The sequence below is a fragment of the Bacteroides sp. AM16-13 genome, from assembly GCF_003602705.1.
GTDB classification, from domain to species: domain Bacteria; phylum Bacteroidota; class Bacteroidia; order Bacteroidales; family Bacteroidaceae; genus Bacteroides; species Bacteroides xylanisolvens.
Genome location: NZ_QTLK01000008.1, coordinates 108,856 through 122,568, shown reverse-complemented (window position 1 = coordinate 122,568; position 13,713 = coordinate 108,856). Strand labels below are relative to the sequence as shown.

Sequence of the window (13,713 nt, the reverse complement as noted above, 5' to 3'; positions counted from 1 at the left end):
ATGAAACGAATATTGCCATATACCATCTTCTGCCTGCTGTTCGTTCTCACCTCTTGCAGTGAAGAGCAGCTGGACGTTTATAATGGAGACAATTACGTCTATTTTACTTACATGAGCGATAAGTCTCCACAGAAAATAACATTCAACTTTGCTACAGATGCACCCTTGCTTCGAGAAGGAACCGTGAAAGTGAAAATGACACTTCTTGGCTACCTGCTCGAAGAAAATGCCACCTGTGATATTTCCGCAGTGGGAGAGAAAAGCACCGCCCGTTCCGGCATCGACTATGCCCCTTTGACCTCCGGCATCTTCCATAGCGGACTGGCGGAAGACACCTACGAAGTCACCGTCTATCGCAATGAAGACCTGCTCAACACAGACTACACCCTTACCCTTTCACTGGATGCAGTGGAAAACTGTCTGGTGGGTCCGGCAGAATACAAACACGTCACGATTCAAGTGACCGACCGGATTTCCCAACCTGTTTGGTGGAACCAGAGTTCGGCAGCCAATCTGGGTACTTATTCGGATATGAAATACCGTGTTTTTATCATTTTCATGGATGGTGAGATACTCGAATCATTGGATAAATACACCGGTATTGAGTTTGTCAACCTGATAGCCGACTTCAAGGCCTGGTGGAAAGACCAGTGGCAGCAAGGCAATTACCAATATTATGATACAGACGGAGTGACACCGCTGTATGAAACCATTCTCGATAACTGATAATAAATTATGAAGCGAAAAACAATACTATTCATTTCAATCCTGCAGCTTCTCGTGATAACCGGCTGTTATGACGATTTGGGAAACTATGACTATACAAACTCTACCAAAGTTTCTTTTGTGAACTCCGCTTCATCGGACTACACGTTTATGGTAGGCGACCTTTTCGAGATGGATGCGCCCATCAACTTCTCAACGGACATCGGGAATGTTGATGAACTTTTCACCGTTCAATGGTATCTGAACCGTGAACTGATCTACACAGGTTATCATCTGAAGTATCAGTTCGAAAAAGGCGGAACGTACGAACTGATACTGAAAGTCATCAATAAGGAAACGAATGAAACATACATCAGCAATAAATATACCTTGACGGGAAAGAACAGTTTCGACTGGGGCTGGATGATTCTCTCCAACAAAGGAGACGGAAAATCTTCTTTATCTTTCATCAATCCCGGCCTCCGGGCTACGCACGATGTAGAAAACATCATCGAAGATGGTCTGGGTACAGACCCGCTCGGGATCTATTACTATTATGTATTAGGCTCTATCTCCGGTTCCTACGTGTCAGGTTTGCCGAAAATCCTGATAAATCAGGGTAGTGGAAGTGTCACGCTAGATGGCAATTCGTTGCAAAAAGACATGTGGCTTGCCCACGAATTTGAAAACCGTAAAGAGCCGGAAGGCTTGAAGATAATGGACTTCGCATTCAAGGAAGAATATTACGTGATTTGCTCCGAACAGGGGGAAGTGTATATCCGTGCCGTAGGCACTGACAATAAAGCGATTCCTTATTACGGGAAGTACGGCGCCATGCCGTATGAGTTTGAGGGAGGTAGCCGTATCACCTGTTTCGCACCGTTCCACAACGTCACTTATTGGTGTGCCGACGAAGAACGTTGTATCTTGTATGATGAGCAAAATGCCCGTTTTATCGGCATTACACATTATCCGCAGTGGGGAGCAGTTTATACTCCTGCCATCGTCTACTTCAAAACATACGATCAGGATTTGGAAGTTCCCTCCGGTGTGTTGCGGGTGAACAATATGGGAGCGGGAACCCGCTGCCTGGCAATAGGGGCTTACGAAAAGAAAGATGTAGCCTCCAACGGCGGGCTGACATTTTGGTCAAACTACGTGTCGCTGATTGACGTGCAGGGAACCGGAAATTATGATTTGCACGAGTTTGCCGTAAAAGACATGGATAATAACTCTCACCTGATAACCGGTACGGATCAATACGGATTCAGCGGCAGCTCCTTATTGACTCCGCAAAGTGTCATTAAGATGTCCTCCAATTTTGAAAAGAACCCTTATTTCTACTTTACCGATGGAGATAAGAATCTCTATATATACAGTATGCAGATGCGCAGCCATATGCTGGCTTACACAGCAGGCAGCCGTATCACCGGCATCAGTGGAAGTCCTGTTGTTTGTGAGTTTTATGGCTATGGGGGAAATAGCACTGATCCGAATTTCCGGCTGGCACTTTCGCAGGAAAATGGGGATATCGCCATCATCGATGTAAACACGAGCCAGATGGTACGTCTCTTCGAAGGTTTTGCTCCCGATTTGGAATTGAAGACTTTTAGCGGGTTTGGCGATGTGAAAGGCATGGTATGGTGCACGAACTATGAAGGAGAATATTAATTGGAAAAAGAAAATAACCTATCAGTAAATAATTAATCATTTAAACGAGAAAAGTATGAAAAATAGACTGTTTTATTTTGCTGCTTGTGTAGCTTTAGTATTGTCTTCAGTAAGTTGCAGCAGTGACGATGGTGAAGAAGAAGATGCAGATATTCCCGTAGTGGGGAAAATTGCTGTTTCCGGTGCTTATAATGTGTATTCCCATGGAAGCCAGGGATGGATTGAAGCGGACAAGATAGGAATATATGTGTTGTCCGATGGCAAACCGCAGGATAACTTGCCGTATGCTCCGTCGGAAGTAGCGGTGGCTACTACTACAGAATTGGATGGTAAAACGTATATAGTATATGATCGTGATAGTCGTGTGACTGAAGATATTACGCTGAATCCTTCTTCCGAACTTGCTGCAGGATTTAAGGGTGGCGATCACACTATTTATGCCTATACGCCCTATAACGCAGCTTCACAAGATTATAAGGCTGTCGCTTTGCCCAACTTAGCTGTGCAGGAGTATTATGAATCAGAGTTTATGCCGCATCGTAATTATAGCTTTGCTTATGCTTCGGCTACTACATCTAGCTATTCTGCTGCAACTGTTTCTTTGGGAGAATTCAAACCATTGTTTTCTCAAATCACTTTACCGGGTGCGGGATGCCCGGATTCTTTTGTCGGTAAGAAATTTACTAAAGTGGTGGTGAGCTGTGACCATCCGATTGCCTACGAAGATGGAGCAACTGTAGATTTGTCGACAGGTAAAATTTCCGGTACTCCGATAAACAGTATTACTTATAATCTTCCTAATGGCGGCTTCGAGATAACTGCCGGGTATTTTGGTGCCAGTTTGGAGACCTGTTATATGATGATTGCCGTACCTTTTGAAACAGGGCTAACTTATACCTATAATTTTACTTTGACAATTGATGGACAGGAATATACTATTTCAGGCAAACCGAATGAAAAGATGTCTAGTATCAACAACTTAAATATGTATGGCATTGCCGGTATCGAATAATTATTATCTTTGTATCTGTATATAAATATTAAAAAAGAAAGCATGAAGAAATTAGTTTCAATTCTGATGATTCTGGCAATGATCGTTCCATTGGCCGGAGCACAATCGACGGACATCTTCAAGAAAAAGAAGAAAAAGAAGAGCAAGACGGAAGCGGTGGATAAAGCCAAGGCTGACTCCATTGCCAAGAGTAAGAAAGATGCTCTGCAACCTTACGCAAAAGTAATCACCGGCAAAGCCAAAACAATGGACGGCTTTTTTAAAGTGCATTACGTAGATGGTAAATATTTCTTCGAAATAGCCGACTCTCTTTTCGGACGTGATATTTTGATTGTGAACAGAGTTGTGAAAGCACCGGTAGACGCGCAGAAACGTAAAGTAGGCTATCCGGGAGATTACATCAGCGACGAAGTGATCCGTTTCGAGAAAGGACGCGGCGACAAACTGTTCGTGCGTGAAATCTCTTATCTCGAACATTCTGCTGATACACTGGGTATGTATCAGGCCGTATTGAACTCCAATGTTCAACCCATTGTGGCCACCTTCCCGCTGAAAACTGTCCGTAAAGAAGGAGAAACTACCAACTATGTGATCGACATGACCGACTATATCCGTAAGGACAACGAAATGTTTTCATTCACCAGCCGGGTGAAAGACAACATCGGAGCGAGCAGCATGGTAGACGACGCCAGTTATATCGACACACTGAAAGCCTTTCCGCAAAACATCGAAATACGTACCGTGCGTACCTTCCAGCGGAAGAAAGGAGGAGGCAGTGGACTTGAGAAACTGCTGGCAGCTTTCTTTGCCACCTCTACCACTCCGTTGACTTACGAACTGAACAGCTCTATGCTATTACTTCCCAAGGAACCGATGAAACCGAGATTGCACGACGACCGGGTAGGTTACTTTGCTGTGAGCTATAAGGATTTTGACGAGAATCCGCAAGGAGTGAAGTATAAAGCGAATATCACCCGCTGGCGTCTCGAACCCAAAGACGAAGACCGCGAGAAATACCTGCGTGGCGAATTGGTGGAACCAAAGAAACCGATTATCATTTATATCGACCCTGTCACTCCGAAGAAATGGGTTCCGTACCTTATTCAGGGAGTGAACGACTGGCAAGCCGCTTTTGAGAAAGCAGGATTCAAAAATGCAATCTTCGGCAAAGAAGCACCGACGGACGATCCTACCTGGAGCTTGGAAGACGCCCGCCATTCGGCTATCGTGTACAAGCCTTCCGATATTCCGAACGCAAGCGGACCTCACGTGCACGACCCTCGCAGCGGTGAAATTCTTGAAACGCATATCAACTGGTATCACAATGTGATGAGCCTGCTTTACAACTGGTACATCGTGCAGGCAGGAGCCATTGATCCGGGAGCACGCAAACCGATGTTCGACGATGAACTGATGGGCGAACTGGTACGTTTTGTATCTTCCCACGAGGTGGGACATACATTAGGACTGCGTCATAACTTCGGTTCTTCCAATACCGTCCCGGTAGAGAAACTTAGAGACAAAATATGGGTGGAAGCCAACGGTCATACACCGTCTATCATGGACTATGCACGCTTCAACTATGTGGCACAGCCGGAAGACAACGTTTCACGTTCGGGAATATTCCCCCGTATCGGTATGTATGATAAATGGGCGATTGAATGGGGCTATCGTTGGATGCCTGAATATGAAACGGCGGAAGCCGAAATACCTCATTTGAATAAGTGGATCATTGAGAAGCTGCGGGAGGACAAACGCTATACGTTCGGAACGGAACTCGACAGAAACGATCCCCGCAACCAGAGTGAAGATTTGGGAGATGATGCCATGCTGGCAAGCTCGTATGGAATCAAAAACCTGAAACGTGTGATGCCTGAAATCATGAACTGGACTTATGAACCGAATGAGGGTTATATGAAAGCTGTCCGTTTGTATCAGAATGTGGTGGGACAATTCGACTTGTACATGGGCCATGTGGCTACCAATGTGGCCGGTATCTACCACAATCCGATTTCTGTGGAACAGACAGACATGAAAGCGGTGGAATATGTTCCGAAGGATATTCAGAAGAAAGCGGTCGACTTCCTGAACAAGGAACTGTTTACCACACCGACCTGGCTGATGGATGATAAACTGTCCGAAAGAACTGGTATCAATACTTTCAATTCGATCTACCGTGTACAGAGCAGTACATTGAAACAACTGCTTAGCAGCCGCACACTTGATAAGATGACGGACAACGAACTGGTCAACGGAGCGAAGGCATACACAGCCAACGATTTGTTCCGTGATTTGAAGAAGAGTATCTGGAGCGATATGCAAGGAGGAAAGAAACCGGATGCTTCCCAACGTAGTTTGCAAAAGACTTATGTCAATGCGTTGATTGGAATGCTTGATAAACCGAAGAACAGTTCCGGTTCGCTCGGAAGTCTGGGTGGTTATTCGCTCGTAGCTTTCGATTTCCCTTCTGAAGCACCGACTATTGCACGCGGACAGTTGACTGATCTTAGAAGAGACCTGACCAATGCGGCAAATGCTTCCAGTGGAATATACAGAAGTCATTATCTGAACTTGAAAGCGTTGATTGATGCTGCATTCGACGTGAAGTAGAAAAATAATTTACGATTAAGTTCATTTACGATTAGACGATTTACGATGTACGATTGGAGTTAGTACATGGTAAGTCGTCTAATTTGTAGATTAGCTGATTGTAAATACGTTCTTTTTGCCCCATATTTACGACAGTATTAGGTGGCTTTGCCCCATTTTTGAAACATGAACGATAGACTTTTGCCCCATCTTTGAAACAAAATCAATGGTATTTTGCCCCATCTTTGGAAATTCTTTATAACTTTGTTGCTGAAAATCAATAAATTTGTGGTTTATGTTTAAAAGAGATATCTTATTTCATCTGGAAAGATGGAAAGACGATACGCATAGAAAGCCTTTGATATTGCGTGGAGCAAGGCAAGTCGGTAAAACAACGGTAGTCAACGAATTTGGAAAGCAGTTTGACAATTACCTGTATTTGAATTTGGAGAAACGGGAGGCAGCATCCTTGTTTGAGTTGAATGTATCTCTAAAAGATTTGATGCCTTTATTTTTTGCACATTGTGGAAAGATAAGGAATGAAGGAACTATATTACTTTTTATTGATGAAATTCAAAATTCAGCAAAGGCAGTAGCGTTATTACGCTATTTCTATGAAGAATTACCTGATATTTATGTAATTGCTGCCGGTTCATTATTAGAAAACCTGATAGATGTACGTGTTTCATTTCCGGTGGGAAGGGTGCAATATATGGCATTGCGTCCTTGTTCATTTCGCGAGTTTCTGGGTGCTGTTGGAGAAGAACCTTTATTATCCGTTTTAGATAAGCCTGAAATCACTCTCGCTTTCCATGATCGTTTGATGTTATTGTTTAATATCTATACGTTGATTGGAGGTATGCCGGAAGTTGTGCAACTCTATGCGGAGCGCAGGGATATTTTATCCTTGGAGTCCACTTATGAAACTCTTTTGCAAGGCTACCGGGATGATGTGGAAAAATATGCTTTGGGAAAACAACTTCCGGAAGTGATTCGCTTTATATTAAAAGAAGGATGGCATAAAGCTGGACAAATTATAACTTTAGGAGGATTTGCTGGTTCGTCTTATAATGCTCGGGAAGTGGGAGAGGCTTTTCGTTTATTGGAAAAGGCGATGTTGCTGGAATTAGTTTATCCGACTACGGCAACGGAAGTTCCGGCCACTCCTGAAATAAAGCGTATGCCCAAACTGGTCTGGTTAGATACAGGATTGGTGAATTATGCGGCACAAGTACAGAAAGAGGTTTTGGGAGCAAAAGATATAATGGATGCTTGGCGTGGTATGATAGCGGAGCAGATTGTAGCGCAAGAACTGTTGACACTGACAGATAAAGTCAGTCAGAAACGTTGTTTCTGGGTGCGTAATAAAAGTGGTTCTAATGCAGAAGTCGATTATGTGTGGGTGCAGGATTCTATGGTTTATCCCATTGAAGTCAAATCAGGGCATAACGCCCACTTGCGTTCCTTACATTCTTTTATGAATCACTCTAATCAGACTGTTGCAGTCAGAATATGGTCGCAGCCTTATGCTGTGGATGAGGTAAAGACGGCAGACGGAAAAGAATTCAAATTGATAAATCTACCTTTTTACCTCGTTGGAAAATTAGACAGCATATTGCGTCGGTTTGAAACAACCTTTGATAACGCGTAGTCTAGCAAAATCATAAGTTAAAGATTAGGCACGGATTACATAGATTTCACGGTTAGTGCTATGCTTGTACAAAGCAACCGTGAAATCCGTGTTATCCGTGCCTAAATTATAATAAAGCTATTTTTTTTTAGACTTTATCCCAATCCGTTTCAGCATTAAAACAGGGACAGGCCTTGATCCATTCTTCCGGTTCTATTTCGCCGTTTCCGTTCAGGTCGGGACTTAGATCCCGATGTCCGCAGATCCGGCAATTCGGATAATCTTTCAATAAAGCGAGAATCAATACCCGGAGCGAATGTTTCTGCCATTCGGTACGGGTATCTTTCGGTTGTCCTTTGCAATCGAGTCCGCCCTCATAGCAGATACCTATACTTTCTTTGTTGAAACCGCGGCTGTGCGCACCAATTCGTTCTATCGGACGGGTAGATTTTATATCCCCGTTCTTGCGGATATAGAAATGATAACCCGTTCCGTTGAATCCTCGTCTGCGATGACAGACGTCCAGGTCATATTCTGTGAAACTCTTGTCTTCGCGCGTAGCGGAGCAATGGATTACTATCAGGTTTATAGTTCTCATGAATGGATTAAATAGATTGAATAGGTTCTGTAAATTGCACAGGTTCCATAATTTGCATTAATTGAATCATTATCATGCCTCTGCTGCACTACGTTGTGCACATTCCTTATTAATACATTGTAAGGCAGCAGCCTGTGCCAGCTGATCTCTTAATGAGAATATCTCCGTATGCATCTCTTTCACTTTCGAGCTAAGGTCGAAATAATCCTTCAACACTTTTTCCAATTGCTGCATCAGAAAAGTATATTGGTCTTTCACCAGTTCGCTGAACTCTTTTACTTCTTGCGCCATTACTTTGCGCTTTTTGCGATTACTGCCCAGAAAGGGCAGGATCGTCATAATGATCTCTATGATTTTATCGAGCATTTTAATAAATTGAGGATTGAAAATTGAGAATTAAAAAATAAATGTAGAAGAAAACAGAAACCGCATGGAGAGTAACTGTAGAAATCACTCTGTAATACCCATGCGGCACTGTTTTTAATGATTAAGCTGCCGGGTCCGGAGCTTCTCCGCTTCCACCGCTACCGCTGTTTCCACCATCCGCGTCTTCTCCGTCACCCTTTCCGGCCAGGATGAAATCGACATTATTCTCGCCTCGGGTAGTGGCATGACTCGTATTCACCAGCTGAAGTGCCTTGTCTGCCACAAAACGAACATTTACTCTGCGGATATTGCGCACCGTGCAATCCTTCTCCTTTTCCGCCCCTTCGCTGCTCAACGTGATATGGAACGTGCCCAATCCGTCGATCTTCACCTTGTCGCCCTGGGTAAGCGACAGGCGCAACTGCTCAACAAAAGCCTCGATGGAATGCTTCACATCTCCTGCTGTAAGCGATGAGTTCGCTTCGATGGCATCGGCCAGCTTGTTGATGTCCATCACTCTCACTGTACCCGATTTCTGGCGTACATAATACAACATCTGTGAATCCGGCTGATTCACATACTTTCTGCGCTGATAGCGCTCCACTAATACATTCATACAATTAAAAAAGTTAAGGTTTAAGTAATAATATTTTCTGTCCTTGTTGACATTACAAATATACGAAATTTGAAAGGGAAAGTCAAGTATTTTGCTATTTATTTTATATCAATAATGAAATAAAAAAAGAAATTCCATACAGCTATATATTGTAATATAAAATTGTATGGAATCGGGGTGAATCTGTATCTATTTAGCATGTTTCAGCATGTATTCCAGCGGTGGGACGTATTCGGTGATTTTTGTCATTGCCGAATTATGCCTGAAGTATACGTTTCCCGTCTCTCCGTTGCGTTGTTTGGCTATGATTGCTATGCCTAGTTCTTCGGTAGGGTAACCGCTTTCGCGGTCGGTTGTTATTCGTGCGAGGGCGGGGCGGTAGAGTAATATCACGACGTCCGCATCCTGCTCGATTGCGCCACTTTCGCGGAGATGTGCCAGTTCGGGGCGGCCTGCGGGGCGGTTTTCCGATTCGCGGTTTAGCTGGCTAAGCAGTACCACCGGTACGTTTAGCTCTTTGGCCAGCAACTTCGCTTTGCGGGTGGCTTGTGCCACTTCCTGTTCGCGGTTGCGGTTGTTTTGGCCGGTTGTCATGTCGCAGAGTTGCAGGTAGTCTATAATGATCGCGTCGCACGCATGTTGGCTTTGCAGCAGTCGCGCGCTGGATCGTACGTGTTCCATGTTGACCGAGGTGCTGTCGTCTACGTGTATCGGCAGACGTTTGAGGTCGGCGGCTGCCGTGCGTGCCTCTGCAAGCTCTTGCGGGCTGACGGTTCCCGACCGCCAATGGCGGGCACTGACTTCGCTGGCTGCTGTCAGCCATCGGTCGGCCAGTCTTTCTCCTTGCATTTCGAGGCTGTAGACGGCTACGGCATGTCCTGCCATGGCTGCGTTTCGTGCCAGATGTAGTGCGAATGCCGTTTTTCCTACGCCGGGACGGGCGGCGATTACCACTAGTTCGCCGTTTTGGAGTCCGGACGTCATGCGGTCCAGGTCTGCCAGTCCGGTAGGGATGCCGGTCACTCCGTTTATGTTGTTGGCAATACGTCCTTCGGCTTCGGTCATGGTGGCGGTCATCAGTTCATCCATGTCCCGCATGTGGTTGTTGTGGCCGAATTCGCCTTCCAGACGGTCGAGCAGGTTGTGCGCGTCCATCAACGAGTCGTCGATGTCCATCGTTTCGTCTAGCGAGCAGGCGAGTAGTTTGTTGAATCCCAAGGTCATTTCGCGTCGTAGATATTTCTCGTGTACGATCTGCGCGTGATATTCGAGGTGGGCGGAAGTCGCCACTTTGCTGCTCAACTGGGTGATGCCGAACGCTCCGCCCGCCTCTTCGAGCTTTCCGCGGTGGGAAAGCTCTTCTTTTACGGTGAGGATGTCTATTTTCATTCCGGCGTGGTACATAGCCAGTATGGCGGCGTAGATCAGTTGGTGGCGCAGGACGTAGAACATTTCGGGGCGCAGCTTGTCGGCTATCAGTGGTATAGCCCTCTGCTCTATCAGGCAGGCGCCGATGATGGCTTCTTCTATTTCGGGAGCCTGTGGTGAAACTCTGTTTTCGGTATTCATAATCAGTGTTTGTTTAATCAGTCTTCGTTTAATTGGGATTCGTTTTATCAGTATTCGTTTAGGAAAGCTTTGTTGGATAAATAGCTGGCGGCGTGGAGCAGGTAGTTGATGTTTGTTTGGTGGAAATAATAATCTTCTACCTTGTCGATGGCGAGTTGCTGTTCCTTGTCGCTTAATTTTTTCCATTGCGTTGCGCTTTGGCGATGTTTTCTTTGGGAAGCTGCGTGATGCTGTGAAACTCATTCCAAAACAGGCGGAACTTCTCGTTGACGGCTTTCTTTTTCTGCTTGCCGCTGTCGGGGGCTCCTACCCATTTGTCGTATTCGACGACACGGATATGCAGGGACGAGTTGTTGGGATGGGGGACGATTTCGATGATCCCCAGGATGGCAAGGGCGTGTATGAATCGGAAGGTTTTTCCGACAGACCAGCGGAAAATGCGGCTCCAGTCGCGGTAGCTGAACATGCTTTCGCCTCTTTTGCACAGGTAGTCTTTGTGCTGCCGGTCGCTGTATAACGTGTCCGAATAGTTTACTTTCATCAGGATTTTCAGGAGCGCTTCTATTTCTCCGGCTTCTATGTTCGGGTCTTCTATCTGTTGTTGTAGCAGGGCTTTGGGGATAATGAGAAAACCATGTTCCATCATGGCTTCAAAATTGAAATTGTTCATTGGGTTATCGTTTTAAATTTCTGTAAAGGTACGCCGTTCTTGTGCGATGCGCAAGGGGTGTGGTTCCGTGCGGACGGGTGTGGATGAATAAAGGGTGCCGCGATGCGCAAATGGCTGTTTTTTTCTTCTTTCATGAAGCCGGGGAAGGAGTGGGGATGGAACGAATGCTCTGTTGGTGGTTGGCGGAGCTTCTGTTGGTGGTTGGTGGAGCTTCTGTTTGTGACTGGTGGAGCTTCTGTTGGAGAAAAAACAAAGCCTTCGTTTGGGGGGATTCGAAGGTCTTGTTTGTAGTGAAAAAACGGTCATTTTTGCCGAACGCTTTGTGGAACGCTTTTTTCTTTCTGTAAATAGCTGTATGATTGGTAGTTATCTTCGTTTTGAAAAAAAGTGATGAACGCAAAGTGGAATACATAATAAACAATAAAAGATAAATGATATATTTAAAAATATATAGTTCGATTTTCCTTTTATTTCTTGTCCGTGTTTTCGTTTTCTGTTACGCGCTAAACGTTTGTCGGCAAGTCAATGTGGGGAGGTCCCCAGTGTCGGTAGATGATTAGCTGCATTTCAGGACTGACATCGATTGTTTGGCTGGTGTAATACGCAGCAACCAGTTGTTCGTTCAATGTCTTGTTTGCTTTAATGCGTTTGCGCATTTTTTTGCTGGCGGAAGAAGCGTTTGCCAGATCGGGAAAATACTCCTTCGCCAATTCGGAGAAATACTTGAATCCATTAATGCTGTAGCGTTCGGCAGCTGGTTCATTGTTGTTCATAATTTTTTTATACTTTAAATGGTTAAAATAATATGTTGTTTGAAAAATTGCGCAAATGTATGAAATTTACTTTGATGATTAATGTAAATGTTTTAGTTTTTATTTTTTAGATTTTATGTATGTAAATTTTTGAAGATATATTTTTGTATTTTACTAAAGTAAAATGTGGGAAAAGTAAATATTAATTATTAATTTATTTTTAATGAAAAAGGAAAGTTTTACTTTGTTTATGAAACAAGTGGCTGTTGATTTGCAGCAGAGTGGAAATTTAGGGACTGCTCATGTATACAGAAGTACGTTGAATGCGATTCTTACTTTTCAGGGTTCCGATCGTTTGTCGTTTCGGGAAATCACTCCGGAGTGGCTGAAGCATTTTGAGGGTAGTCTTCGTGCACGTGGGTGTAGTTGGAATACGGTGTCTACGTATCTTCGCACGTTGCGTGCGGTTTACAATCGCGCTGTCGATCTTCGGAAGGCATCATACGTGCCGCATCTTTTTCGCTCCGTATATACAGGTACGCGGGCAGACCGCCGTCGGGCATTGGATATGGAGGATATGAAGAAGGTATTTGCCCGTCTGTTGCAGTCGGACGCCATCACTCCTGCCATGAAGGGGGCGCAGGAGTTGTTCATTCTTATGTTCTTGCTTCGGGGACTGCCTTTTGTCGACTTGGCTTATTTGCGCAAGAGTGATCTCCGGGGAAATGTGATTAGTTATCGTCGTCGTAAAACGGGACGTCCGTTGTCTGTGACGTTGACGACGGAAGCGATGTTTCTTTTGCAAAAGTATATGAATCGGGAGGAACAGTCGCCTTATTTGTTCCCGATTCTTCATAGTGACGAAGGTTCGCCAAAGGCGTATAGGGAATATCAACTGGCATTGCGCAATTTTAATTATCAGTTGGAATTATTAGGAAAGGCATTGGGACTCAAAGACCGGTTGAGCTCGTACACCGCCCGCCATACCTGGGCTACGACTGCGTATTATTGCGAAATTCATCCGGGTATTATTTCCGAAGCGATGGGACATTCGTCCATCACCGTGACAGAAACTTATTTGAAGCCTTTCCGAAATAAGAAAATTGATGAAGCAAATATGCAGGTACTTGATTTTATAAAACGATCTGTGGTCGGTGTAAGTGCTTGATTTTTATTCTGTTACTTTGTAGGTAACGGGTTGAAATATCGGTGTAAATATGAGCATATTTCTTAAAACAACCAAACGAAATCATACATTTTTTCTAATAAACTACTCAAAACAGGAATTAAACAAATAAAACACGCGGATTCTTTGTATTAGGGCTTTGTTAACTTCTAAATTTTGCAAAAGGTCTCCCGCCCCTCTGCCGCTTCTAAGAAGCAGGGGTAAAAATGTAATCGCATATTGTTTCATTTTTCCGTATTGACTACTCCAAAAGAGCAGGAACAAAGGTTTCTCCGTTACCTACAAAGTAACGGGCGGTCTATTATTGAAACTTAGTGTTTAATAATATATTATTAATGTAATTTTTAAG

At 44.4% G+C, this 13,713-nt stretch carries 12 protein-coding genes and 1 pseudogene; 7 read left to right on the top strand and 6 right to left on the bottom strand.

Annotated features, from left to right (window positions below; all coding sequences use genetic code 11):
• The 5 genes from DW173_RS08605 (at position 1) to DW173_RS08585 (ending at position 7,628) form a co-directional block, all read left to right on the top strand.
• Positions 1-726: a DUF4843 domain-containing protein gene (locus DW173_RS08605; protein WP_117809070.1), complete on the top strand. Its 726-nt coding sequence runs from the start codon at positions 1-3 to the stop codon at positions 724-726.
• A 9-nt stretch (positions 727-735) separates the two neighbouring features.
• Positions 736-2,376 (top strand): PKD-like family lipoprotein, encoded by a 1,641-nt coding sequence (locus DW173_RS08600; protein ID WP_008016860.1) that lies wholly within the window; start codon positions 736-738, stop codon positions 2,374-2,376.
• Between the two features lie 55 nt (positions 2,377-2,431).
• Positions 2,432-3,388: a fimbrillin family protein gene (locus tag DW173_RS08595; protein ID WP_004314313.1), complete on the top strand. Its 957-nt coding sequence runs from the start codon at positions 2,432-2,434 to the stop codon at positions 3,386-3,388.
• 42 nt (positions 3,389-3,430) lie between these two features.
• The gene (locus DW173_RS08590) at positions 3,431-5,998 is read left to right on the top strand and encodes a zinc-dependent metalloprotease (RefSeq protein WP_008016862.1); all 2,568 of its coding nucleotides are present in this window, start codon (positions 3,431-3,433) and stop codon (positions 5,996-5,998) included.
• A 274-nt stretch (positions 5,999-6,272) separates the two neighbouring features.
• Complete coding sequence (locus DW173_RS08585; protein WP_004314315.1) at positions 6,273-7,628, top strand: ATP-binding protein; 1,356 nt, start codon at positions 6,273-6,275, stop codon at positions 7,626-7,628.
• Between the two features lie 127 nt (positions 7,629-7,755).
• On the opposite strand, the gene DW173_RS08580 is transcribed toward DW173_RS08585, so the two are convergent.
• The 5 genes and pseudogenes from DW173_RS08580 to DW173_RS08560 form a co-directional block, all read right to left on the bottom strand.
• A complete protein-coding gene (locus DW173_RS08580) occupies positions 7,756-8,205 on the bottom strand; it encodes an N-acetylmuramoyl-L-alanine amidase (RefSeq protein ID WP_004314316.1) in 450 nt (149 codons plus the stop codon).
• 72 nt (positions 8,206-8,277) lie between these two features.
• A complete protein-coding gene (locus DW173_RS08575) occupies positions 8,278-8,571 on the bottom strand; it encodes a hypothetical protein (protein WP_008648736.1) in 294 nt (97 codons plus the stop codon).
• 121 nt (positions 8,572-8,692) lie between these two features.
• Positions 8,693-9,187 (bottom strand): HU family DNA-binding protein, encoded by a 495-nt coding sequence (locus DW173_RS08570; protein ID WP_004314318.1) that lies wholly within the window; start codon positions 9,185-9,187, stop codon positions 8,693-8,695.
• A 189-nt stretch (positions 9,188-9,376) separates the two neighbouring features.
• Positions 9,377-10,756 (bottom strand): replicative DNA helicase, encoded by a 1,380-nt coding sequence (gene dnaB, locus DW173_RS08565; protein ID WP_004314319.1) that lies wholly within the window; start codon positions 10,754-10,756, stop codon positions 9,377-9,379.
• 47 nt (positions 10,757-10,803) lie between these two features.
• Positions 10,804-11,426, bottom strand: a pseudogene (locus DW173_RS08560) (hypothetical protein).
• Between the two features lie 41 nt (positions 11,427-11,467).
• Here DW173_RS08560 and DW173_RS23795 point away from each other — a divergent pair.
• A complete protein-coding gene (locus DW173_RS23795; RefSeq protein WP_153882625.1) occupies positions 11,468-11,773 on the top strand; it encodes a hypothetical protein in 306 nt (101 codons plus the stop codon).
• A 156-nt stretch (positions 11,774-11,929) separates the two neighbouring features.
• Here DW173_RS23795 and DW173_RS08550 read toward each other — a convergent pair whose 3' ends face one another.
• Positions 11,930-12,199 carry a DUF4248 domain-containing protein gene (locus DW173_RS08550; RefSeq protein WP_004300655.1) on the bottom strand — a complete coding sequence of 90 codons (270 nt, stop codon included), beginning with the start codon at positions 12,197-12,199 and terminating at the stop codon, positions 11,930-11,932.
• A gap of 202 nt (positions 12,200-12,401) precedes the next feature.
• Here DW173_RS08550 and DW173_RS08545 point away from each other — a divergent pair, with 202 nt between their 5' ends.
• Positions 12,402-13,346 (top strand): tyrosine-type recombinase/integrase, encoded by a 945-nt coding sequence (locus tag DW173_RS08545; protein ID WP_004314322.1) that lies wholly within the window; start codon positions 12,402-12,404, stop codon positions 13,344-13,346.
• Positions 13,347-13,713: the final 367 nt, after the last annotated feature.

Coding starts and splice junctions, on each gene's coding strand:
- DW173_RS08605 (WP_117809070.1), top strand. CDS start 1: ATGAAACGAATATTGCCATATACCATCTTCTGCCTGCTGTTCGTTCTC.
- DW173_RS08600 (WP_008016860.1), top strand. CDS start 736: ATGAAGCGAAAAACAATACTATTCATTTCAATCCTGCAGCTTCTCGTG.
- DW173_RS08595 (WP_004314313.1), top strand. CDS start 2,432: ATGAAAAATAGACTGTTTTATTTTGCTGCTTGTGTAGCTTTAGTATTG.
- DW173_RS08590 (WP_008016862.1), top strand. CDS start 3,431: ATGAAGAAATTAGTTTCAATTCTGATGATTCTGGCAATGATCGTTCCA.
- DW173_RS08585 (WP_004314315.1), top strand. CDS start 6,273: ATGTTTAAAAGAGATATCTTATTTCATCTGGAAAGATGGAAAGACGAT.
- DW173_RS08580 (WP_004314316.1), bottom strand. CDS start 8,205: ATGAGAACTATAAACCTGATAGTAATCCATTGCTCCGCTACGCGCGAA.
- DW173_RS08575 (WP_008648736.1), bottom strand. CDS start 8,571: ATGCTCGATAAAATCATAGAGATCATTATGACGATCCTGCCCTTTCTG.
- DW173_RS08570 (WP_004314318.1), bottom strand. CDS start 9,187: ATGAATGTATTAGTGGAGCGCTATCAGCGCAGAAAGTATGTGAATCAG.
- dnaB (WP_004314319.1), bottom strand. CDS start 10,756: ATGAATACCGAAAACAGAGTTTCACCACAGGCTCCCGAAATAGAAGAA.
- DW173_RS08550 (WP_004300655.1), bottom strand. CDS start 12,199: ATGAACAACAATGAACCAGCTGCCGAACGCTACAGCATTAATGGATTC.
- DW173_RS08545 (WP_004314322.1), top strand. CDS start 12,402: ATGAAAAAGGAAAGTTTTACTTTGTTTATGAAACAAGTGGCTGTTGAT.